The following is a 22,720-nucleotide window of genomic DNA, read 5'->3' as shown; positions in this document are numbered from 1 at the left end:
CGTCAATGAAACGTAATCGATTGCGTGGCTAGTCTAATTTTACGCCAATACGGTGTGCAACTTCTTCGTAAGCTTCAATCAAACCACCTAAACTTTGACGGTAACGGTCTTTGTCCATCTTGTTTAAGGTTTTCTTATCCCACAAACGGCTGCCATCAGGTGAGAACTCATCACCCAAGACCACTTCACCGTTAAACAGGCCGAATTCCAACTTGAAGTCCACCAAGATTAAACCGGCATCATCAAAGAGTTTGCTCAGCACGTCATTGGCCAAATAGCTCAGTTCTTTCATCCGCGCTAATTGTGTTTCAGTTGCCCAGCCAAAGGTTTCGCAGTAAGACTCATTGACCATTGGGTCATGCATGGCGTCATTTTTCAAAAACAGATCAAACAGCGGTGGATTCAGCGGCAAACCTTCTTCGATACCCAGACGTTTGACCAACGAACCCGCAGCACGGTTACGGATGACACATTCAACCGGGATCATTTCCAGTTTTTTTACCAGCACTTCGGTATCTGACAGCAAACGTTCCATTTGGGTAGGAATACCGGCTTCTTCCAATTTAGCCATAATGAAATGGTTAAATTTGTTGTTTACCATGCCTTTACGATCGAACTGCTCAATGCGCTGACCATCCAGTGCTGACGTATCGTTACGGAACTCCAATACCAATAGGTCAGGATTTTCGGTGGTATAGACGGTCTTCGCCTTGCCACGATACAACTCAGCTAGCTTTTGCATCTTATTACTCCAGTGATATGACAATGTTCAATAAATAAAGGGGCCGCAGCCCCTTTGGTTTTATTTGGTAGTTGTAGCACTCGTCTGGCTAAGCGCTGCCTGGAACACGGCGACCAGTGCATCATTCTGCGACTGGGTTAGTGTCTGCCCTTTAGGGCCAATGAACTGTAAGCTACTGCGGTTATCAAGGTCACCGACTTGCAACTTATAATCACCTTCTGGCAATTCAGGGTCTTTAGCCCCCAACGCGTCCCAGCTACTGCTGCTCATAGATTTAACGGTAACGTTAATCGTGCCCAGCGGACGGCTACGATCCGTTACCTTCATGCCCACTTTTTCAAGTGCGGCTGGTAGGCGCTCCCACAGCACAGCATAAGGTGCGCGGACCACTAATTGCGGCAAGCCAGTATCATCGCTACCACTTTGGACATCCAAAGGACCGACGCGACGAGATGCCTGACTGCTTTCGCTATCAGAACGAACCTTATCCAAGCCTTCTACGATGGCATTCAGCATGGCACCATTGTAGCGCTGGATTTCGGTATAGCCGGTAACTGGGTTGCCACCTTGCTGTAAAGCAAGGGATTTCACCACTAACGCCAACTGATAACCTTGTTCCTGCACACTTATCTGATAACGGCCTTCAAACTGAACGTCTTCATCTGCGCGATTCCATTTGATCCAGTCAGTTGTCAGTGTTTGGTTAGCATCCTGACGGCTAGCTATCGTCCAGTTTTTATCTTGCAGAACGTGGGTAACCTGCGCCCATAGATTACGATTTTGTGGGCTATTTTCTAACAATAGCTTGCTGGTATCGCTAGCATTTTCAGCACGAGACCCGCTTAGCAATGCCAGTGGCTGTACCGGAGGACGGATGTCCAACTGTTTACCCACAGCGCCTTGAGAATTGACAGAGCGGACATCATACTCACCATTTTGCACAGGCAGGATCATCCCGGCCGGTGAGTTCAGCGACCTTAGCCCCGAAGCTTCAAGATAAGACTCGTCACCGCCAACCTGGCGTTTGTAGCGTTGGTCTGTGGTACAGCCTGCCAGCAGTATTGCCAGCGAAACACCCACAACCGTTACCACCGTCGACTTTTGCAATGATATTGCCATCAAATTTCCCTAAGAGTTACAGCAAACCTGCGCTTTTCAGCGCGTCTTCCACAATCCGTTTAGCCGGAGAGGTCAACGGGGTCATAGGCAAACGCAAGGTATCATTTGCCATTAATCCCAGTCTCTTCGCGGCCCATTTCACCGGAATTGGGTTTGCTTCTACAAATAAATGCTGATGCAACGGCATCAAGCGCTGATTCAAACGGCGTGCTTCTGCAAAGTTACCTTGTGCAGCCAATGCACAAAGTTCAGCCATTTCGCGCGCAGCAATATTTGCTGTCACCGAAATAACACCTTTGCCGCCCAGTTGCATAAAGTCTAGTCCGCTCGCATCGTCACCACTGAGCAGGATGAAATCTTCATCATCAACCAGCACTTGGATCTGACTTACACGACTTAAGTTCCCTGTTGCCTCTTTAACAGCAACAATATTTTTAATCTTGGCTAAGCGGGCAATAGTCGGCGGTAACATATCGCAACCGGTACGCGATGGCACATTATAGAGAATTTGTGGCAAATCGGTACTTTCAGCGATAGCTTTAAAGTGTTGATATAGCCCTTCCTGCATCGGACGGTTATAATATGGCGTCACAGTCAGGCAACCCACCACACCGGTATTATTAAACCGTTGTGTCAATGAAATTGCTTCGGAGGTGGCATTAGCGCCGGTTCCGGCAATCACCGGGATGCGGCCATCGGCCAGTTCGAGCGTCTGCATGACCACATCAACGTGTTCGTCATGATTCAGCGTTGCAGATTCACCCGTCGTGCCCACGGAGACAATCGCCGCAGTTTTACTGGCTACATGATAATCGATAAGTTTCTTAAGACTCGCACGATCGACAGCACCTTTGTCGTCCATCGGCGTTACCAGCGCAACTATGCTTCCTGTAAACATCGAACTTCCCGTAAACATTGCCCACCCCCTACTTAAACAAGTTCCTCATGGTACTTTTGACCTCTATCCAAAAGCAAGCAAACAACTGTGTTGTAAGCGCTTGGCAGCAGGTTTTTTTTATGTTTACCATGGTAACCCCAAAGAGCATGACAGGAAGAGCGATTTTGCCGCAGCTTGATGAACATTATCTGGTCATTACCGCACTCGGTGCTGACCGCCCTGGAATCGTGAATACCATCACCCGCCACGTCAGTAGCTGCGGTTGTAATATTGAAGATAGCCGGCTGGCCATGTTTGGTGAGGAGTTCACATTTATTATGCTGCTTTCCGGCAGTTGGAACGCTATTACCCTGCTGGAATCAACCTTGCCACAAAAAGGTGCAGAGCTTGATTTGCTGATTGTCATGAAGCGGACCAATGCCCAAAATCAGAAAGCGATGCCTGCCACAGTCTGGGTAAAAGTTGAAGTCAATGACTCCCCTCATATTATTGAACGGTTTACCAATCTATTCCATTGCCACAATATGAATATCGCGGAGTTGGTTTCCAAGACTCAACCGGCGGTAGGAAACATTCCTCCTCGTTTGCATATCCAGATCAGTGCACACAGCCCTGCCAGCCAAAACAGTTCATTAATCGAACAAGCCTTTTATCAGCTATGTACAGAACTCAACGCACAAGGCAGTATTAGCGTTGTGAACTATCCACAGCATGACTCACGAATGGAGAGTTAGTAATGAGCCCATTGAAAGCCGGTGATATTGCGCCGAAGTTTAGTTTGCCCGACCAAGATGGCGAGCAAATTAGTTTGGCCGACTTCCAGGGACAACGTGTCTTAGTCTATTTTTATCCTAAAGCCATGACCCCTGGCTGTACTGTTCAGGCCTGCGGTCTGCGCGACAACATGGATGAACTGAAGAAAGTCGGCGTCGAAGTGCTGGGTATTAGCACCGATAAACCGGAAAAACTGTCGCGCTTCGCCGAAAAAGAATTACTGAATTTCACTCTACTGTCTGACGAAGATCACCAGGTTTCAGAGCAATTTGGCGTCTGGGGTGAGAAAAGTTTTATGGGTAAAACCTACGACGGAATCCATCGTATCAGCTTCTTAATTGATGCCAATGGTAAGGTGGAGCATGTGTTTGATAATTTTAAAACCACTAACCACCACGATATCGTCATGGATTATTTGCGCCAAAGTGCCTAAGTCATGCTGCACTCGCCATTATCCACCATTGCAAAAAAAGAGCGCTTAAGCGCTCTTTTTTATGGGCTAAACTCATTAATTCGAGTAACTGAGTGCGGCTAACACCGCAGTTGCAGCAAGGTTACAATACATCCCCAAAACCATTGCTTTTGCAGCAAGGGCGCAAGGGATAGTTAATCTACGTCGGGGATAAACTCCTCCGGCCACGCATGAATAACCGCTTTAACCAATGTGGCCAATGGAATGGCAAAGAACACCCCCCAGAACCCCCACATGCCGCCAAAAATGATCACTGACAGAATAATCACCAGCGGATGCAGGTTTACGGCTTCAGAGAACAGTACTGGCACCAGCAAGTTGCCGTCCAGCCCTTGTACGACCAGATAGGCGACAAAAAGAGTCCAGAAATCGGCACCAACCCCCCATTGGAATAGCGCCACCAGCACCACAGGGATAGTGACTATTACCGCGCCAATGTAAGGAATCAAGACAGAAAAACCGACTAATACAGCCAGTAATAGCGCATAATTCATGCCCATCACGAAAAACACTAAATACGTGGCAATGCCGACCACCACCATTTCCAGCACTTTTCCACGAATATAATTGGTAATCTGCTGGTTCATTTCCAGCCACACCTGCCCGGCCAAACCACGATTTCGCGGCAGAATACGGCGCACCGCATTCAGCATCTGCTCTTTATCTTTGAGCAGGAAAAACAGCATCAATGGCACTAAAATCAAATAGATTGCCAAAGTCAGTAAGCCGATCAATGAAGCCAGAGAGATTTTAACCACTGACTCTCCCATACCGGACAGCTTGCTACGCAGATTTTCTGCCATCATATCGACAATACCGGCATCCACCAATGCAGGGTAACGTGCAGGTAATGTCTGAGCAAACGCATTGAATTTATTGAGCATCTTAGGCATATCTGATATCAGATTATTACCTTGTTGCCACACTGTAGGAGCCACAACAAACACCGCCAGCAGCATGATACTGGCAAATACCACCAATACGATGCTCGCCGCCCATGGGCGTGAACAGCCAACACGTTGTAAGCGAGCGGTAGGCCACTCCAACAGATATGCCAATACAATAGCCGCCAACAGAGGGGCTAAAATACCGCTAAAGAAGTAGAGAATGCAGAACCCGACCAACAAAATAACCAGTAATGCGATAACCTGCGGGTCAGCAAAACGCCGACGATACCACTGTAACAACAGCTCTAGCATCCGAAATTGCTCCTTAAGTACCATGAGGAACTTACACAATGGGTAAGTTCCTTTAACCGCCCCGGAAAACAGAGGCTTAACCCGAAGGCCAGTTTTACGCGTCAGTCGTTATGTTATCGTCATTGCCTTAGACTCCATTCCTTTATATAACTATTCCTTTATAACGATAGGCTGACTAAGATAGTTGCTAGTTTCAGCAACGGATGAAGAGCTTAACCTTTTGACCTATTTAAGACTATTTTTGTGATCTAACTCGCTTTCGTGATGATTGTACTGGAGAGCAGAGCAAGGAAGAAGAACTCTTACACATCTCGGAGTCTAATTGTCATTACATTAGTAGGGGCCACCTCGTTTATGACATATTGGTTATGTAAAACAAGTCGGTTAAGCAAGACAGTGATCGCCACGCTAATGAGTAGTTTACTGCTCACCGGATCAATATCTGCTCAAGCGGCAACACAGACGCAAGATTTGCTACCCGACATCGGCACTTCAGCGGGTGCAACCTTGAGTATTGATCAAGAAAAGGCTATGGGGGATTTTTATGTCCGCCAAATGCGCGCCAGTACACCATTGATTTATGACCCATTATTAACACAATATATCAATACATTAGGTAACCGTTTAGTTGCCAACGCCTACTCTGTGCGCACACCATTTCACTTCTACTTAGTCAATAATGATCAAATTAACGCCTTTGCTTTCTTTGGTGGCAATGTGGTGCTTCACTCGGCCCTGTTCCGTTATACCGATAACGAAAGTGAACTGGCATCAGTGTTAGCCCATGAAATATCCCATGTGACACAACGCCATTTGGCGCGAGCCATGGAGGAACAGCAACGAATGGCCCCACTGACGTGGGTTGGTGTATTAGGTTCAATCCTGCTGACCATGGCCAGCCCGCAAGCGGGTATGGCGGGCCTGAGCGGCACCCTGGCTGGTGCTCAGCAGGGTATTATCAGCTTTACCCAGAGCAATGAACAGGAAGCTGACCGCATTGGTATTCAAGTGCTGCAACGTTCAGGATTTGATCCACAGGCTATGCCAAACTTTCTGCAAAAACTGGCAGATCAGTCGCGATATGCGTCCAAACCGCCAGAAATGCTACTGACTCACCCCTTACCAGACAGCCGCCTATCCGATGCGCGTAACCGTGCCAATCAGATGAAGCCGCATCCTATTGCCTCCTCGCAAGACTATTTATTCGCCAAAGTGCGTATTTTGGGCATGTATGGTTCGACTGAAAACAGCCTAACACCAGACTTGCTGGAGACCTTAAGTAAAGGCACCACGCGTGAGCAACTGGCTGCCAAATATGGTCAGGCCATTTTGTGGTATCAAGCCAAAAAATATGATGAGGCCCGCAATCAGCTGCAACCGCTGTTAACACAACAGCCGGGCAATATTTGGTTCCTCGATTTGATGACAGATATCGATTTGGGGCAAAACAAACCGGCACAGGCTATCGAGCGGTTGCAAAAAGCGATCGCCGCACAAAAAGATGAACAACCGGTATTGCAGTTAAATCTGGCTAATGCGTATGTACAGGGTGGGCAACCGGCTGCTGCTATTAAGTTATTGAATCGTTATACGTTCTCTAACCCAAATGATCCTAATGGTTGGGATCTACTGGCGCAAGCTGCTGCAGCTCAGGGGTTACGCGACCAAGAGCTGGCAGCTCGCGCGGAAAGTCTGGCATTAAGTGGCAAGTTGACGCAGGCCATTGGTTTACTTAGCGATGCCAGTGCACGAGTGAAGTTAGGGAGTTTAGAGCAAGCTCGCTATGATGCCCGCATTGACCAGTTGCGCCAATTGAATGAACGCTTCCGCAAATATCAGAAGTCTTAAGGAAAGTTATAATGAACGAGGTGACGATTTATCATAATCCACGCTGCTCCAAAAGCCGGGAGACTCTCGCACTCCTCGAACAGCAGGGTATTAAGCCGCAAGTGGTGTTGTATTTAGATACCCCACCCTCCGTGGCAACACTGAAAACATTACTGCAACAGTTAGATTTTAGTGATGCTCGTCAATTGATGCGTACCAAAGAAGATCTCTACAAAACACTGAATCTGGCGGATAAGGCTCTGACACAGGATCAATTGCTACAAGCGATGAGTGATAATCCCAAGCTTATCGAGCGCCCAATTGTAGTTTATCAAGATAAAGCACGAATTGGCCGGCCACCGGAGCAGGTGCTGGAGATCTTGCCGTGATTCGGGGTTGGTAACTGAACACAGCAAGCCAGCAAACTCGTCCCGATGAGCTGACTCAAGTCAGTGATTCGGGTGAGTGCGCGCGGCACCAAGGATACAGGCGATTAAAGCCCCAGAATCTCTTTCACAAAAGGAATAGTCAACTTACGTTGGGCGGTAATAGAGGCTCGGTCAAGTTGATCGAGTGTCGTAAACAGGGTGCGCATTTCCCGATCCAGGCGCTTTAGCAGAAAACGACCAACATCTTCCGGCAGTTCAAAACCACGCAATTTGGCACGTAACTGTAAAGCCTGCAGTTTTTCATCATCTGACAGCGGCTGCAATTTATAGATCTGCCCCCAGTCAAGACGAGAAGCCAGATCCGGTAAACCGAGATTTAATTGGCGTGGTGGACGATCGCCGGTGATCAATAAGCGGGTACGACCGGTTTCTACAATGCGGTTATAGAGATTAAATATCGCCATTTCCCACTGCTCATCACCAGCAATGCACTCAATATTATCAATACACACCAGCGCGAGCTGCTCCATACCATCCAGCACTTCCGGTACGAAATAGGCACGTTTATCTAGCGGGACATAACCAACAGCCTCGCCCTTTTGCGATAACTCAGCACAAGCAGCATGCAACAAATGACTGCGGCCACCACCTTCACGCGACCAGAAATAGATATAACTGCCATGAGATTGATGCACAGCAGACTGGATCGCAGCTAACAGGGACGGGTTCTCCCCCGGATAAAAACTAGCAAAAGTTTCATCATCGGGAAGATAGAGTGGCAGTGAAAGCTGTGCCGGCGTATTCAGAAGCACCTCAACCAACAAAACGGGCGGGAAAACATGGCAAGCTTACCACAAAAAATTACAACAGCATAAAAACCTGATCTTAGGCGAAAAACTGGCCGAACTGACGATAACCGCTCGGCCAGATCTTTGTTTATTTCAGCGCAGACTCTTCATCCGGCGCGTCAATAATTTCTTCTTCAGTGCGGATCAAGCTGATCACTTTGAATAACAAGCTCAGACCAATACCCACAACCGTTGCCAGCGCCATGCCTTTCAGTTCAGTGGCACCAATATTGACTTTGGCGCCACTCACTCCGATGATCAGAATAACGGAGGTTAAGATCAGGTTTTGTGCTTTGTTGTAGTCAACTTTTGACTCAATCAACACGCGGATCCCTGAAGCGGCAATGACACCGTAGAGCAACAGTGAAACACCGCCCATGACAGGTACCGGTACTGCCTGAATAGCGGCGGCCAGCTTACCAATACACGACAGCATAATGGCCAGAATCGCCGCACCACCAATCACCCAAGTACTGTAAACACGGGTAATCGCCATCACACCGATATTCTCACCATAAGTGGTATTCGGTGTGGAGCCAAAGAAGCCGGAGATAACCGTCGAGATACCATTGGCAAACATTGAACGATGTAAGCCTGGGTCACGAATTAAATCCTTTTTCACAATATTCGCCGTTACCACCAAATGCCCGATATGCTCAGCAATCACCACCAACGCCGCTGGCAAGATAGTCAAAATAGCAAACCACTCAAAGCGTGGGGTATAGAACGTCGGTAAAGCAAACCAGTGAGCATCACGAATTGGGGTTAAATCCACCACACCCATCACGAATGACAAGGCATAACCAACCAGCACACCAATCAGAATAGGAATAATGGCAAAGAAACCACGGAACAGCACAGAGCCCAAGATAGTAACACCCAGCGTCACCATTGAAATGATGATTGTGGTTGAGTCTACTGTAACCCCTTGCGCAGGCAGCAATCCCGCCATACCCGCCGCAACACCCGCAAGCTCAAGGCCGATAACCGCAACAATTGCTCCCATCGCCGCAGGCGGAAAGAGGACATTCAACCAACCGGTACCGGCTTTTTTTACAATCAGTGCCACCAGGCAGAACAGCACCCCGCACATGATAAAACCACCCAATGCCACTTCGTATCCCAGCGGAAGTAACAGCAATACCGGTGAAATAAAGGCAAAGCTGGAACCGAGATAAGCCGGGATTTTTCCCTTACAAATAAATAAATACAGCAAAGTGCCAATGCCGTTAAACAGCAATACCGTTGCTGGATTAATCTTGAACAGAATAGGTACTAAAACGGTGGCACCAAACATGGCGAACAGATGTTGAAAACTCAAGGGAATCGTTTGCAATAGCGGCGGACGTTCACTGACCCCAATGGTGCGACGGCTCATGTTCTCTTATCCTCTCAATTAGAGTTAGATGGTTATATGATGTTGGTTGCTTTAAAAAAGTTTGCGCTAAAAATTATTCAAAAAAAAGCCGACTATCGAGTCGGCTATCATCGTTTATTTTGTTCCGAAAATCTTATCACCGGCATCACCCAATCCTGGGATAATGTAACCGTGTTCGTTAAGCCCTTGATCGATGGAAGCGGTATACAGCTCAACATCAGGATGTGCTGCTTCGAGAGCCTTGATACCTTCAGGTGCCGCAACCAATACCAACACTTTAATGCTCTGACAGCCAGCTTTCTTCAGCAAATCAATGGTAGCAATCATCGAACCACCGGTTGCCAGCATGGGGTCAACCACCAATGCCATGCGCTCATTGATATTTGACACCAGCTTCTGGAAGTAAGGTACTGGCTTCAAGGTCTCTTCATCACGATAGACACCCACCACGCTGATACGAGCACTTGGCACATTTTCCAGCACCCCTTCCATCATGCCCAAGCCAGCACGCAGGATTGGCACAACAGTAATTTTCTTACCTTTAATCTGTTCAACCTCAACCGGACCGTTCCAACCTTCGATGGTCACTTTCTCCGTTTCCAGATCAGCGGTTGCCACGTAAGTCAGCAAACTCCCTACTTCAGACGCCAACTCGCGAAAACGCTTCGTACTGATGTCATTCTCACGCATCAAACCAAGTTTATGTTTTACTAGCGGGTGTTTCACCTCAACGATCTTCATTATTTTTCTCCTGGTTAGGCGACTGGCGGCCAAAAAAATCGCGAGATTATACCGCCTTTTTTTTTGAACGCCACAATGAATAGCCTGATTCAGATCAATAGAAAATCATTATTAAGTCAAGAAAGCTAAAAATCAGGGTGATATCACAAGCTACTCGCAAACGTTTGCCTGCGCTGATAGAATTGTCGCGTTTTCTTCCTATACCCGAAGCAATTGAAGTTGCAGGTAGGCAGCTAGCAAGCAAATCCCGATGAACTTACATCAGTAAGTGATAGGGTGAGTGTGTGCAGCTAACCACTCTGCGGCTTCAAGTAAGAAGGGTAAAAGCTCAAACAGCCAACCGCCGTGGGGACCTCGCTGTGACCAACAAAACCTCTCTCAGCTATAAAGACGCAGGTGTAGATATTGATGCCGGCAATGACCTTGTTGATCGCATAAAAGGTGTGGTTAAACAAACCCGTCGCCCAGAAGTGATGGGGGGATTGGGCGGGTTCGGTGCCCTGTGTGCTCTGCCACAAAAATACCGTGAACCTATTTTAGTTTCAGGCACCGATGGTGTAGGTACTAAGCTGCGTCTGGCAATGGACCTGAAACGCCACGATACCATCGGTATCGATTTAGTCGCTATGTGTGTTAACGATTTAGTGGTCCAAGGTGCTGAACCGCTGTTCTTCCTGGACTACTTTGCTACTGGTAAACTGGATGTGGATACTGCCGCCAGCGTCATTACCGGTATTGCCGAAGGATGTAAACAATCAGGTTGTGCGCTGGTTGGTGGCGAAACAGCCGAAATGCCGGGAATGTACCACGGTGAAGATTATGACGTTGCTGGCTTTTGTGTCGGTGTAGTCGAAAAATCTGAAATCATTGATGGCAGCAAAGTTGCTCCCGGTGATGCTCTGGTCGCTTTAGGTGCCAGTGGCCCGCACTCCAATGGTTATTCACTGGTGCGTAAGATTCTGGAAGTTAGCAATACCAATCCAGAACAGACCCAGTTGGCAGGTAAATCGCTGGCTGATCATCTGCTGGAGCCGACCAAGATCTACGTAAAATCCATTCTTAGCCTGATTGAGCAACTTGATATTCATGCCATTGCTCATCTGACCGGCGGAGGTTTTTGGGAAAATATCCCAAGAGTGTTGCCACAAGGCACTCAAGCCGTCATTGATGAAGCGAGCTGGCAGTGGCCTGCGGTATTTAGCTGGTTGCAGCAAACCGGTAATGTCAGCCGCCACGAAATGTACCGCACATTCAACTGCGGTGTCGGCATGGTGGTCGCCCTTCCCGCTGAACTGGCCGATAAAGCCGTTGAGTTACTGACTGCATCCGGTGAAAAAGCCTGGAAAATTGGTGTAATTGCCGCCGCCGATGAAGGTGCAGAGCAGGTGGTGATTAACCCGTAATATTGGTGATTAATCATTTAGCCATTTAAGATTCTCACATAGCGAACAAATCCCGATGAGCTTACTCAGGTAAGTGATTCGGGTGAATGAGCGTAGCTAACAACCCTGCCGCTTCAAGTACGAAGGGTATATGAAAAAAATCGTGGTTTTGGTCTCCGGCCAAGGAAGCAATCTGCAAGCACTGATAGATGCCCAGCAGCAAGGGCGTATTTCAGCAAGCATTTGTGCGGTATTCAGTAATAATCCACAGGCTTATGGTTTGGAACGCGCGGCGCAAGCTGCGATTCCGGCTCACGCGCTGGATGCTAAAGCATTCTCTGATCGTGCCAGTTTTGATTTGGCATTAGCACAAGCTATTGATCAATATCAGCCGGATTTACTGGTACTGGCGGGCTATATGCGTATCCTCAGCCCTGAATTTGTCCAGCATTATGCTGGACGAATGCTGAATATTCACCCTTCCCTACTACCGAAATATCCCGGTTTGCACACCCATCGACAAGCATTGGAAAACGGTGATCAAGAGCATGGCACTTCAGTGCATTTTGTCACTGAAGAGCTGGATGGTGGCCCGGTTATTCTGCAAGCCAAAGTCCCGGTTTTCAGTGACGACACCGAAGAGCATATCATTGAAAGAGTGCAAACTCAGGAACACAGTATTTATCCACTCGTCGTCAGTTGGTTTACTGATGGCCGTTTAGTGATGCACGATAATGCAGCTTGGCTTGATGGCAAGCGCTTACCCACACAAGGGTATGCAGCAGAATAATCTGACTAAAATTGATTAACAAAAGGCGCTGCCGTTCCACGGTGAGCGCCTTTTTACTTTTTCTTTTGTCATACTCAAAGTCATTGGAATTACAGGAAAGCGGCAAGGGGAAGAATCCCGATGAGCTTACATAAGTGAGTGATGCGCGGCTAACACACCTGTAACTTCAAGTACGAAGGGTATAAGGTTATAATTCTCAAGGCAGCAGCCGCTGTCGCCCTATAAGGAATTAGTATGTCTACCACCAGCAGCGTCCGGTTACGCCCACTAGAGCGGGATGATCTGCCGTTTGTCCATCAGTTAGATAATAATGCCAGTGTGATGCGCTACTGGTTTGAAGAACCTTACGAGGCTTTTGTTGAGCTGTCTGATCTCTACGATAAACATATTCATGATCAGAGCGAACGCCGCTTTATTATTGAAGGTCAGGGTGTCAAAGTCGGTTTAGTCGAATTGGTCGAAATTAACCATATTCACCGCCGCGCCGAGTTTCAGATTATTATCGACCCAGCCCATCAAGGTAAAGGTTATGCAGGTTCAGCCGCAAGACTCGCGATGGAATACGGTTTTTCCGTATTGAATTTGTATAAACTCTATTTGATCGTCGATAAAGAGAATAAAAAAGCGATCCATATCTACAGCAAGTTAGGCTTTGAATTGGAAGGTGAGCTAAAACAAGAGTTCTTTATCAATGGTGAATACCGTACTGCAATTCGTATGTGTATTTTCCAGCCACAATATTTGGCCAAATATAAAACGCCATCGATAAAGAGTGCTTAGTCAATTGGGGCTATATGGCCCCAATGTTTATCATCAGAGTTAATTTAACAAGTTTAGTAATGTGATATTATTATTTACATTAACTGCGTCTATGTTTGATAGCAAAAAATTTTTCGCGCCACCATAGTGGATACTGAAAATATTATACGCATAATCAATGTTAATAATATCGTCTTCACTCAATGAGTCATTATAGACAACAAAGGCGCTGATAACCGATTTGATAATAAAGAAATCAATAGTGTATCTGTAAAAACTCTCGACTAGATTATCCGTATTGTCCAGCGCAAATTTATTATGGTAGAAATTATACTGGAATAAATTACGCAAAATATGTGGATGCAGACTAAATGCGTTAGGGTTAAACAAAACAAGCCGGGTCACTTCTGGGCAGGATAAAGTGAGTGTATCGAATGTTTCAGTTTGGTACTAATGGTGACTACGCGGATAAGTTGAACAGGTTTGACTCAATGCTGCGCTACCCAGTCGCTTATGCGCTTCACATAACCTTGCTTCATCAAGATAGGGGCAGTTACCATCTTCCTTAAGACGTATCTTAGCCCAATCAACTGTGTTGGTACGCGTCACTGAAACATTCTTGATTGCTATATTTCTGATTGTTTGATTTTGGCTTTTTTTATATTTTCGATAGGTGTTTTTATCTATGCTAATATCCCAACCATTACAGTAATGGTCACGACAAGCTGATCCAACGTAACTGAAGTTTTTAACAAAGTCCGGCTGAATAATCTGTAATTATTTCACGAAATAGAATCCTATTATCACGGCTAATTTACAGATAACAAACGACACATCGTCGAGTTAACTTAAATACTGAGTTAAATTAAATTTTTCAGCCCGCATCCTCTCCCCCCAGTAAAGATAATACTGAGAAATCCTCCCTCATTGCCAAGGCAGTTAGTTGCTGTATGAATTGTTGGCTTGCCCTATCTGTCGACTCGCGGCAAGCATGATAAGAATAGACAATATCAATTATATCATCTTCAATAAACTGACCGGTTTTAACAATATGAGCGTTTATCAATAGTTTTAAATAAAAATAATCAATAAGTTGCAGATTAAATACCGTCGTTGCCGATGCGTCCCCCATTGCCAATTGGTCGTGATGAATGCGGTAATTAAAGTAATGACGAAAGACTGAATTGTGATCAATAAGCTTATTGGTTGGGATGTCCAACGAGGTATAAACATAGTTTGTAAGTGTTCTCTTCCCACGGATATTAGGTAATTGCGCTATAAAATCGCGTAAATAACCCATGAGCTCATGACGAATTACCGGGGTACAAACCCCATTCATTAATGCATCAGCCGCTTTCCCCGACTCTACCATCGCAATTAATTCTATTCGTAGATTATCTATCTCGACCATTTTATTTTTATTCACATCATGGCTGGCTTGATAAGTCTGCAAGAAATGGCTTATTACCCACAGATTTTCTTCAATAGACTCTCGTGAGCAGGCAACAGTAATAGCAGCACAGACTCGATTGACCAATCGCTCCTCGGTAACGATTTCGGGTGCTTTGTAATAGTCATATTGATTAATGGTAGAAAAACGAAGTGTTAATGCATTGGGCGAAAATAATACCTGTCGGGTCACCTCCGGGCAGGAAAGTGCCATGCTTTTAATCTTTTGATTCTTATAAACATGATCAACCTGAGGGTAAGAAGCACAATTATTGCTCAATGCATTCACACCGACGTGTTTATAAATCTGGCATAGCTGTTGTTCGTCGAGGAAAGGGCAATTTCCCTGACTATCAGGGATAATATGGGCCCAGGCAGCCAAACTAGTCTGTGTGACAGAAATTTCGGTTACAGCAATGCGTCTAATATCGGAAAAGGGGCTTTTGATATATTTCTGATAACGGTTTCTATCAAGAATAACATGCTGATTTTTGCAGCAATGTTCTCGACATGCTGTACCTGCACAGCGAAATGTTTCCATAAAATCAGGCTGAGTTATCAGTAATTCTTTCACTTAACGCTTCCATTCAATAGTCACCCCTATAACGAGCGGCACATGAAAGTGTAAACTTAAATCGCAGTAGATAAATAAAGTGAAAACCTGAGAAAGCTTTTTTTACTGCCCTGCTATATCAAGTAACCAGAGGGTGACTTAGAGTAAATTCTGATGAACAGACATAAGTGATTCGGGCTGCCAACACACTTGCGGCTTGAAAGATGGCCACCACACATGCCCAATAGATTTCGAGTTGCAGGAAGGCGGCAAAAGAGTGAATCCCGATGAGCTTACATCAGTAAGTGATTCGGGTAAGCGAAAGTAGCCAACACACCTGCGGCTTGAAAGATGCAGGGTATTAACCGTAACGCCCAGTAATATAATCCTCAGTCCGCCGCTGATGTGGCGAAGTAAACAGGGCATCAGTATCGTTATATTCCACCAGCCCTCCTTGATGGATAAAAGCGGTATAGTCTGATACACGCGCTGCTTGCTGCATATTATGAGTGACTAACACCACGGTGTATTGCTGCTTTAATGTGGTTATCAGCTCTTCAATGGTTAAAGTCGAAATAGGGTCCAGTGCCGATGTTGGCTCATCCAATAACAGTACTTCTGGCTCAATGGCAATGGCTCGGGCTATCACTAAACGCTGCTGCTGACCACTGGAGAGGCGAAATGCATTTTCGCGCAACCGGTCTTTGACTTCATGCCACAAAGCCGCAGCTCGTAAGGATCGTTCAACGGCATCATCCAGCACTCGCCGGTCACGGATTCCCTGCAAACGCAGGCCATATACTACATTTTCATAGATTGATTTTGGGAATGGATTAGGCCGCTGAAATACCATACCCACTCGTCGGCGCAATGCAGTAACATCAGTTTTTTTATCCGTGATAACTTCCCCCCCCAGGCGAATTTCCCCCTCAAGACGGCAGTTATCCAGCAAATCATTCATTCGATTAAAGCAGCGCAATAATGTCGACTTGCCACATCCGGAAGGGCCAATCAGTGCAGTAACACGATGTTTCGGCACATTAAATGAAATATCATGCAGTACCTGTTTGTCGCCATAAAATAAATTGAGCTTTTCTACTGCCAGTGCAGTTTGCTCGCGAGTCAATTGCTGCACATCAAACAGCGGCAGTGAATCCGGCGTCAAAAGTCCCATATTCTGTCCTGAGGGTTAAAAAGTTCAGTCATAGCATCAAACCGCGGTATTTTTCACGCAGATGATGGCGAATACCGATAGCCGCTAAATTAAGTCCAACCACAATGATAACCAGCAGTAGAGCGGTGGCGAACACCAATGGTCGGGCAGCTTCCACATTGGGGCTCTGGAAAGCCATATCGTAAATCTGGAAGCTTAAGTGCATAAATTTACGTTCTAAATGCAGGAATGGAAATACTCCGTCGACCGGCAAGAGTGGCGCCGACTTTACTACCCCAACCAGCATCAGCGGTGCCGTTTCCCCGGCGGCGCGTGCTACTGCGAGAATCAGCCCGGTAATCATTGCCGGGGTCGCCATTGGTAACACAATATGCCACAAAGTTTCAGCTTTGCTGGCCCCTAAAGCCTGCGACCCTTGCCGCAAGCTGGCCGGAATTCGGGATAGCCCTTCCTCAGTCGCCACAATCACCACGGGCAAGGTCAATAAAGCCAGCGTTAATGCCGCCCATAACACACCCGGCGTGCCGAATGTCGGGTTAGGTAGTGCTTCAGGGTAAAACAGTTTATCCAACGAACCGCCGATCAAATAGACGAAAAAACCGAGGCCAAAAACGCCATAAACAATGGAGGGCACACCAGCCAGATTCACCACCGAAATACGAATCAGGCGAGTCAGCCAGTTTTTGCCCGCATACTCATGTAAGTAAACGGCAGCAATCACCCCCAATGGCATGACCACGATAGACATCAATATCACCATTAATACCGTACCGAAAATGGCAGGGAATACACCGCCTTCAGTATTAGCATTGCGGGGATTATCGGTCAGAAACTTATGGGTTTGTGCCGCCCAATGACGTAGCTTCTGCCCGAAACTCATATCATTGGGATACCAAGCGAGGTTGATTTGGCTAAGTGAAAGTGGATGAACCTGCCCATTCATATCCCGCAATAGCAAAGTGTAGCGATTTTGATCGGTTTGTAGGCCACGCAACTTGGTCATCATCGCCTGATGGCTGCGCTGCAACTCCCCCCACTCGGCATCAACGCGGTCCTGTGATTTGCTGTCAAAGTCGCCCGTCATTTGCAGGCGCTTTTTCTCAAGCCGCAATGCCTCGAATTGTTGATTGAGCATGCTCATCTGGCGGAATTGAATATCTTTAGATTGCCCGACCAGTGCCTGTATCACCGGAATACGCTTTTGCAGCTCTTGGGCTAAGTCATTGCCCACCAACGGCTGGCCATTATCCAGCATCCCAGCCAGGAAGCCATAAGCAGTGCCATTATGCTGACGATCTAATACCAGCAAGTCTTTAGGCTGGCTGCGCTGTTGAATATCACTGTCCAATAGCCGGTGAAAATCTTGCCCCTGCACCTCACGATTGCCAGTTTTAATCAGATAGCGAGTCACTGTTTCACCCGCCTCTGGCGGCAAAGTCACTCCAGCCTGCTCTAATTGTTGACGTGACAAAGACTGCTGTTGATAAATCTCCCCAATGACTCTCACCGGACCGGCTGCAGTTTGCTTAAGTTCGAACAGGTAAACCGGGCTAGGCCAGAAATAGCGCATCCCTTGCCCTGCTAATAATAAGACCACCCCCAGCAACGCCAACAGACTGACACTGACAGCGCCCGCCGTCAGCCAGATCCATGGCGAACCCGATGCAAACCACTTTTTGGCAAAGCCGGATTTTACCGCTGCTGTCATCACGCAATCTGCTCCGTCTGATAGCGTTCACGTAACCGCAGGCGAATAGATTCGGCGAGCGTATTGACTAAGAAAGTGAAGCAAAACAGCACCAAGGCCGTCAAAAACAGCACCCGATAATGCCCACTCCCCACCACGGCTTCCGGCATCTCGATAGCAATGTTGGCTGCCATTGCCCGTAACCCCTGGAAAATACTGCCATCAATGATAGGTGTGTTCCCGGTGGCCATCAGCACAATCATGGTCTCACCCACGGCACGACCAAAACCAATCATCAAGGCGGAGAAGATACCCGCGTAAGCCGAAGGCAGCACAACGCGAGTCAATGTCTGCCATGGGGTAGCCCCCAGAGCTAACGAACCCTGACTCAGTGACGACGGCACACTGAATAAAGCATCTTCAGCTAGCGAGAAAATAACCGGAATCAGGGCAAACCCCATGGCGATACCCACCACTAAAGCATTGCGCTGGTCATAGTTATCCCCCAACCATTCATGCAATGGCATCCCCAACACCCAGACTGCCAATGGTGGCCCTAGCCACAATGCCAACCACCCAGTTAGCAGGATGACCGGCAGTAATACCACTACATCCCAGCCAGCAGGCAACTGCCGCTGTGTTTTTGCCGACCACCGAGCACTGCCCCAACCGCACCATAAAATGGTCAGCGCCAATAATGGCGGTAGCAATAGAATTCCGGTCAAATAACGTTCAATTACTGGGGCTAGCCAAATACCAGCAATCAAACCGATAACCACTGTCGGAAATGCTCCCATCATCTCAATGGCCGGTTTAACCACTCGGCGCAAGCCGGCCGACATGAAATAAGCAGTATAAATCGCCCCCGCCAATGCCAGTGGAACAGCAAATAACATGGCGTAGCCTGCCGCTTTTAAGGTACCGAAGATAATCGGTATCAGGCTGAATTTGGCTTGATAACTCTCTTCTGCTGAGCTTGACTGCCAGACATAGGCCGGTTCGGGGTAATTTTCATACCACACCCGCTGCCATAGACTGCGCCAGCTAATGTCTGGGTAGCGATTATCGACAGGATATGCTGACCAACCGGCGGCATTCTCCACCAGCAAATGATCCCCCCAAGGAGAGAACGCCGCATGGGTAACGCCCTGCGCCAATTTATGTTGCAGCAGTGGTGCTGATTGAATACTGGAGAAGAGTGACAATTCACCTTGTGGTGATACTGAAGCAAACACCCGGCGCGCACTTTCGGTCGTTAGTAAGCCCTTACCTGCAGGGGTAAAGTTGCGAATCCGCGTCAAATGGTACTGATTGTCTGGCGCTTTTGGCACATCAAACCATTGGGTTAATTGCCCATCCGCAGATTGCACCAGTAGCGATTTTCCGCCCGCCAATATAGAGAGGTTCAGTGGCCCGGCGGAAAGAGATTTGTCATCAAGCAAAGGAACTACTTCACGCAATGTCAATTCAGGGCCGAATTGATAGATATATAGCTGATGACCGGATAGGAGATAAAGTAAACGCCCGTCAGGTGTCAATAATAGCTGGTTGATGGTTTTGGGCACATCAGTCTGTTCGGTGACTTGCTGCCCCTGCGTATTAAACGTCCCAGCCATCAAGCGACCATCTTCAGTGACCGCCGCGACAGCAAATTGCCGTGGTTGCGGTTCAGTCACTGCCAATTGGATTAACCGCTGACCTTGCAAATCCATAAAGCGCGGTTGTTCACCTAAGGGAAATTGCCAACCTGGTGGTGTGGCAGAAAAATCGGGTTGTAGCAGAAGGAAACGGCCATTACTCAGGCCAGCACCATACAAAGGTTGCCCACCCACCGCGCGGCTAATTGATACCGGCGATGGTGATAACTGTTGTGCGCGAATTAAACTCCCGGCAGGAGATTCCCCCTGAGCCTTGAGCCGAATAAAATAGCCTTTACCTTGCTCATCAATGCGATATCCGACCTGCCCCGCAGCATCAACCCCCAGAGCAATGGTGGGTGCGCTACGATTCACAGCAAAGGATTCTGGTAAATTGATTGAGGCTGGCTTAAACAAAGGCGCGACGATGTACAATAAATAAACGAAAATCAGCATTAAAGTCAGCAAAACCAACAAGCCGCTGCTTGTCACCATCATGCGCACAAGACGTTCAATGACAGCCCGACGCTTATCTCTCCCTGATTGTGTCACTACGCCCGCTTGCTGCATAATCTTCGATTGCCCCATGCCCTTACGCTATATCCCGTCTATGTTATTAATCTCATCACCCATCTATACCCTAAGATGACCGAGTATCTTATGTCAGTTTTGTGGCGTTTGCATGACAATGTTTATGACGATGGCCTGCAGATGTTTGTCGCGATGGCGAATACAGTTAACCAATGATATCTGTTGGACTTTCTTGTCAATCTTTCGCAATAATGATTGTGGACACTAAATACTCCCACAATAATCTTACTGGAGTTGCAATGGGTCAGGAAAAGCTCTACACCGAAAAAGAACTCAGTTGGTTATCTTTTAATGAACGGGTATTGCAGGAAGCTGCGGATAAGAGCAATCCACTCATTGAGCGGATGCGGTTCCTTGGTATTTACTCCAATAATCTTGATGAGTTCTATAAAGTCCGTTTTGCGGATCTGAAACGGCGCATTCTGATTAGTGAAGAGCAAGGCTCCGCCGTCACTTCCCGTCACTTGCTGAAGAAAATTCAAAGCAAAGTGGTGAAAGCCGATCAAGAATTTGATGGGCTATATAATGATTTATTACTGGAAATGGCGCGTAATCAAATCTTCCTGATTAATGAGCGGCAAATTTCCGAAAATCAGCAAATCTGGCTAAAACAATATTTTAAGCAGCATCTGCGCCAACACATCACGCCGATTCTGATTAACCATGACACCAATTTGGTGCAATTCCTTAAAGACGATTACACCTATCTGGCCGTGGAAATCATTCGTGGTCAGGAAATCGCCTATGCGCTGCTAGAAATTCCTTCCGATAAAGTTCCACGCTTCGTTAATTTGCCACCAGAAGCTCCTCGCCGCCGCAAGCCAATGATATTACTTGATAATATATTGAGATATTGCTTGGATGAGATATTCAAAGGCTTCTTTGATTATGATGCGCTGAATGCCTATTCCATGAAGATGACCCGTGATGCCGAATATGATTTGGTCACTGAAATGGAATCCAGTTTACTGGAGTTGATGTCATCGAGTTTAAAACAGCGCCTAACGGCAGAGCCGGTGCGCTTTGTTTATCAGCGTGATATGCCCGATGAGATGGTGGAATTACTGCGCGGTAAGCTAGGTATTTCTAATGATGACTCAGTCATTGCCGGTGGTCGTTATCATAATTTCAAAGATTTTATTAGCTTCCCTAACGTCGGCAAAAGCAATCTGGTTAACCGGCCAATGCCGCGTCTTCGCCATATTTGGTTTGATAAGTTCCGCAATGGCTTTGATGCCATTCGGGAACAAGATGTGCTGCTCTATTATCCGTATCACACCTTCGAGCACGTTCTGGAATTGCTGCGCCAGGCATCATTTGATCCGAGCGTATTAGCGATTAAAATCAATATTTATCGCGTTGCGAAAGATTCGCGCATTATCGAATCAATGATCCATGCCGCCCATAATGGTAAGAAAGTGACGGTAGTTGTGGAGTTGCAAGCACGCTTCGATGAAGAAGCCAATATTCATTGGGCTAAAAGTCTGACCGCTGCTGGCGTACACGTTATTTTCTCCGCTCCAGGTTTGAAAATTCACGCCAAGTTATTCCTAATCTCCCGCCTTGAAGGCGAAGAGATCGTGCGTTATGCCCATATTGGTACCGGTAACTTTAACGAAAAAACGGCGCGTATTTATACCGATTACTCTTTATTAACGGCAGATGCTCGTATTACCAATGAAGTGCGTCGGGTATTTAACTTTATTGAAAATCCTTACCGCCCGGTCAAGTTCGACAATCTGATGGTGTCACCACAGAACTCGCGCTTAATGCTGTATCAATTGATAGATCAGGAAATTATTCATGCTCAGGCCGGTGAAAGTGCCGGGATTACCCTGAAGATAAATAATTTAGTGGATAAAGGTCTGGTAGATAGGTTATATAGCGCCTCCAGTGCAGGGGTGAAAATACGCATTTTAGTCAGAGGAATGTGTTCGTTAATCCCAAATATGCCGGGGATCAGCGATAATATACAGGTCACCAGTATTGTTGACCGCTTCCTAGAGCATGACCGGGTTTACGTCTTTGAGAATAAAGGCGACAAACTTGTGTATCTCTCCTCCGCTGACTGGATGACACGTAACATTGATTATCGTATTGAAGTCGCAGTCTCATTGCTGGATCCGAGACTGAAACAGCGAGTGCTGGATATTTTAGAGCTGTTATTCAATGACACTGTAAAAGCCCGTTATATTGATAAAGAACTGAGTAATCGTTATGTACCGCGTGGAAACAGGCGCAAAGTACGTGCACAGATTGCCATCTATGATTATTTAAAAGCGCTGGAACAACCAGAGCAGTAAGGCTAAAA

Annotated in this window: 20 protein-coding genes; 8 read left to right on the top strand and 12 right to left on the bottom strand. The window is 46.9% G+C overall.

Annotated features, from left to right (window positions below; all coding sequences use genetic code 11):
* Positions 1 to 28: 28 nt before the first annotated feature.
* The 3 genes from purC to dapA are packed head-to-tail and all read right to left on the bottom strand — an operon-like array spanning position 29 to position 2,759.
* A complete protein-coding gene (gene purC, locus DJ58_RS17260; RefSeq protein ID WP_004707773.1) occupies positions 29 to 742 on the bottom strand; it encodes a phosphoribosylaminoimidazolesuccinocarboxamide synthase in 714 nt (237 codons plus the stop codon).
* A 60-nt stretch (positions 743 to 802) separates the two neighbouring features.
* Positions 803 to 1,861: an outer membrane protein assembly factor BamC gene (gene bamC / locus DJ58_RS17265; RefSeq protein ID WP_004707774.1), complete on the bottom strand. Its 1,059-nt coding sequence runs from the start codon at positions 1,859 to 1,861 to the stop codon at positions 803 to 805.
* A gap of 16 nt (positions 1,862 to 1,877) precedes the next feature.
* Positions 1,878 to 2,759 (bottom strand): 4-hydroxy-tetrahydrodipicolinate synthase, encoded by an 882-nt coding sequence (gene dapA / locus DJ58_RS17270; protein WP_032910709.1) that lies wholly within the window; start codon positions 2,757 to 2,759, stop codon positions 1,878 to 1,880.
* Between the two features lie 164 nt (positions 2,760 to 2,923).
* Between dapA and DJ58_RS17275 the strand changes: the two genes are divergently transcribed.
* Positions 2,924 to 3,493, top strand: coding sequence for a glycine cleavage system transcriptional repressor (locus DJ58_RS17275; protein WP_032910710.1), 570 nt, complete (start codon positions 2,924 to 2,926; stop codon positions 3,491 to 3,493).
* Positions 3,494 to 3,495: 2 nt separating this feature from the next.
* Positions 3,496 to 3,966: a thioredoxin-dependent thiol peroxidase gene (gene bcp / locus DJ58_RS17280; protein ID WP_004707781.1), complete on the top strand. Its 471-nt coding sequence runs from the start codon at positions 3,496 to 3,498 to the stop codon at positions 3,964 to 3,966.
* Positions 3,967 to 4,139: 173 nt separating this feature from the next.
* On the opposite strand, the gene DJ58_RS17285 is transcribed toward bcp, so the two are convergent.
* Entirely contained in the window at positions 4,140 to 5,204 is a 1,065-nt protein-coding gene (locus DJ58_RS17285; protein WP_004707783.1) for an AI-2E family transporter, read from the bottom strand.
* Positions 5,205 to 5,558: 354 nt separating this feature from the next.
* Between DJ58_RS17285 and bepA the strand changes: the two genes are divergently transcribed.
* Positions 5,559 to 7,052 carry a beta-barrel assembly-enhancing protease gene (gene bepA / locus DJ58_RS17290; protein ID WP_050130785.1) on the top strand — a complete coding sequence of 498 codons (1,494 nt, stop codon included), beginning with the start codon at positions 5,559 to 5,561 and terminating at the stop codon, positions 7,050 to 7,052.
* Positions 7,053 to 7,063: 11 nt separating this feature from the next.
* Positions 7,064 to 7,420, top strand: coding sequence for an arsenate reductase (glutaredoxin) (gene arsC / locus DJ58_RS17295; RefSeq protein WP_032910711.1), 357 nt, complete (start codon positions 7,064 to 7,066; stop codon positions 7,418 to 7,420).
* 104 nt (positions 7,421 to 7,524) lie between these two features.
* On the opposite strand, the gene hda is transcribed toward arsC, so the two are convergent.
* The 3 genes from hda to upp all read right to left on the bottom strand — a co-directional run bounded on the left by hda (position 7,525) and on the right by upp (position 10,387).
* Entirely contained in the window at positions 7,525 to 8,232 is a 708-nt protein-coding gene (gene hda / locus DJ58_RS17300) for a DnaA inactivator Hda (protein ID WP_032910750.1), read from the bottom strand.
* Between the two features lie 124 nt (positions 8,233 to 8,356).
* Positions 8,357 to 9,646, bottom strand: a complete 1,290-nt coding sequence (gene uraA / locus DJ58_RS17305; RefSeq protein WP_004707791.1) for a uracil permease — start codon at positions 9,644 to 9,646, stop codon at positions 8,357 to 8,359.
* A gap of 114 nt (positions 9,647 to 9,760) precedes the next feature.
* Positions 9,761 to 10,387 carry a uracil phosphoribosyltransferase gene (gene upp / locus DJ58_RS17310; protein WP_004707793.1) on the bottom strand — a complete coding sequence of 209 codons (627 nt, stop codon included), beginning with the start codon at positions 10,385 to 10,387 and terminating at the stop codon, positions 9,761 to 9,763.
* Positions 10,388 to 10,746: 359 nt separating this feature from the next.
* Between upp and purM the strand changes: the two genes are divergently transcribed.
* The 3 genes from purM to speG all read left to right on the top strand — a co-directional run bounded on the left by purM (position 10,747) and on the right by speG (position 13,339).
* Complete coding sequence (gene purM / locus DJ58_RS17315; protein ID WP_004707795.1) at positions 10,747 to 11,790, top strand: phosphoribosylformylglycinamidine cyclo-ligase; 1,044 nt, start codon at positions 10,747 to 10,749, stop codon at positions 11,788 to 11,790.
* A 130-nt stretch (positions 11,791 to 11,920) separates the two neighbouring features.
* Entirely contained in the window at positions 11,921 to 12,559 is a 639-nt protein-coding gene (purN, locus tag DJ58_RS17320) for a phosphoribosylglycinamide formyltransferase (protein ID WP_004707797.1), read from the top strand.
* Positions 12,560 to 12,793: 234 nt separating this feature from the next.
* Positions 12,794 to 13,339, top strand: coding sequence for a spermidine N1-acetyltransferase (gene speG / locus DJ58_RS17325; RefSeq protein WP_004707799.1), 546 nt, complete (start codon positions 12,794 to 12,796; stop codon positions 13,337 to 13,339).
* A gap of 429 nt (positions 13,340 to 13,768) precedes the next feature.
* On the opposite strand, the gene fliB (DJ58_RS23835) is transcribed toward speG, so the two are convergent.
* From fliB (DJ58_RS23835) to DJ58_RS17340, 5 genes are all read right to left on the bottom strand, one after another.
* Positions 13,769 to 14,086 carry a flagellin lysine-N-methylase gene (fliB, locus tag DJ58_RS23835; protein WP_226977665.1) on the bottom strand — a complete coding sequence of 106 codons (318 nt, stop codon included), beginning with the start codon at positions 14,084 to 14,086 and terminating at the stop codon, positions 13,769 to 13,771.
* Positions 14,087 to 14,192: 106 nt separating this feature from the next.
* A complete protein-coding gene (fliB, locus tag DJ58_RS22540) occupies positions 14,193 to 15,341 on the bottom strand; it encodes a flagellin lysine-N-methylase (protein ID WP_004707802.1) in 1,149 nt (382 codons plus the stop codon).
* A 340-nt stretch (positions 15,342 to 15,681) separates the two neighbouring features.
* Positions 15,682 to 16,494, bottom strand: coding sequence for a phosphate ABC transporter ATP-binding protein PstB (pstB, locus tag DJ58_RS17330; RefSeq protein ID WP_004707805.1), 813 nt, complete (start codon positions 16,492 to 16,494; stop codon positions 15,682 to 15,684).
* A 28-nt stretch (positions 16,495 to 16,522) separates the two neighbouring features.
* Positions 16,523 to 18,202, bottom strand: a complete 1,680-nt coding sequence (pstA, locus tag DJ58_RS17335; protein WP_032910712.1) for a phosphate ABC transporter permease PstA — start codon at positions 18,200 to 18,202, stop codon at positions 16,523 to 16,525.
* Entirely contained in the window at positions 18,202 to 20,388 is a 2,187-nt protein-coding gene (locus tag DJ58_RS17340; protein WP_004707807.1) for an ABC transporter permease subunit, read from the bottom strand. Before DJ58_RS17340 ends, pstA begins: the two co-directional genes overlap by 1 nt.
* 260 nt (positions 20,389 to 20,648) lie before the next feature.
* Here DJ58_RS17340 and ppk1 point away from each other — a divergent pair, with 260 nt between their 5' ends.
* Positions 20,649 to 22,712, top strand: a complete 2,064-nt coding sequence (ppk1, locus tag DJ58_RS17345) for a polyphosphate kinase 1 (RefSeq protein ID WP_004707808.1) — start codon at positions 20,649 to 20,651, stop codon at positions 22,710 to 22,712.
* Positions 22,713 to 22,720: the final 8 nt, after the last annotated feature.

Source organism: Yersinia frederiksenii ATCC 33641, assembly GCF_000754805.1.
In the GTDB taxonomy this organism is placed as follows: Bacteria; Pseudomonadota; Gammaproteobacteria; order Enterobacterales; family Enterobacteriaceae; genus Yersinia; species Yersinia frederiksenii.
The sequence above is the reverse complement of the archived record's forward strand: the minus strand, read 5'-3'. Positions and strand labels throughout refer to the sequence as shown.

Excerpts from the sequence above, each read along its gene's own strand:
- purC (WP_004707773.1), bottom strand. The coding sequence starts at position 742 with ATGCAAAAGCTAGCTGAGTTGTATCGTGGCAAGGCGAAGACCGTCTAT.
- bamC (WP_004707774.1), bottom strand. The coding sequence starts at position 1,861 with ATGGCAATATCATTGCAAAAGTCGACGGTGGTAACGGTTGTGGGTGTT.
- dapA (WP_032910709.1), bottom strand. The coding sequence starts at position 2,759 with ATGTTTACAGGAAGCATAGTTGCGCTGGTAACGCCGATGGACGACAAA.
- bcp (WP_004707781.1), top strand. The coding sequence starts at position 3,496 with ATGAGCCCATTGAAAGCCGGTGATATTGCGCCGAAGTTTAGTTTGCCC.
- DJ58_RS17285 (WP_004707783.1), bottom strand. The coding sequence starts at position 5,204 with ATGCTAGAGCTGTTGTTACAGTGGTATCGTCGGCGTTTTGCTGACCCG.
- bepA (WP_050130785.1), top strand. The coding sequence starts at position 5,559 with ATGACATATTGGTTATGTAAAACAAGTCGGTTAAGCAAGACAGTGATC.
- arsC (WP_032910711.1), top strand. The coding sequence starts at position 7,064 with ATGAACGAGGTGACGATTTATCATAATCCACGCTGCTCCAAAAGCCGG.
- uraA (WP_004707791.1), bottom strand. The coding sequence starts at position 9,646 with ATGAGCCGTCGCACCATTGGGGTCAGTGAACGTCCGCCGCTATTGCAA.
- upp (WP_004707793.1), bottom strand. The coding sequence starts at position 10,387 with ATGAAGATCGTTGAGGTGAAACACCCGCTAGTAAAACATAAACTTGGT.
- purN (WP_004707797.1), top strand. The coding sequence starts at position 11,921 with ATGAAAAAAATCGTGGTTTTGGTCTCCGGCCAAGGAAGCAATCTGCAA.
- speG (WP_004707799.1), top strand. The coding sequence starts at position 12,794 with ATGTCTACCACCAGCAGCGTCCGGTTACGCCCACTAGAGCGGGATGAT.
- pstB (WP_004707805.1), bottom strand. The coding sequence starts at position 16,494 with ATGGGACTTTTGACGCCGGATTCACTGCCGCTGTTTGATGTGCAGCAA.
- pstA (WP_032910712.1), bottom strand. The coding sequence starts at position 18,202 with ATGACAGCAGCGGTAAAATCCGGCTTTGCCAAAAAGTGGTTTGCATCG.
- DJ58_RS17340 (WP_004707807.1), bottom strand. The coding sequence starts at position 20,388 with ATGCAGCAAGCGGGCGTAGTGACACAATCAGGGAGAGATAAGCGTCGG.
- ppk1 (WP_004707808.1), top strand. The coding sequence starts at position 20,649 with ATGGGTCAGGAAAAGCTCTACACCGAAAAAGAACTCAGTTGGTTATCT.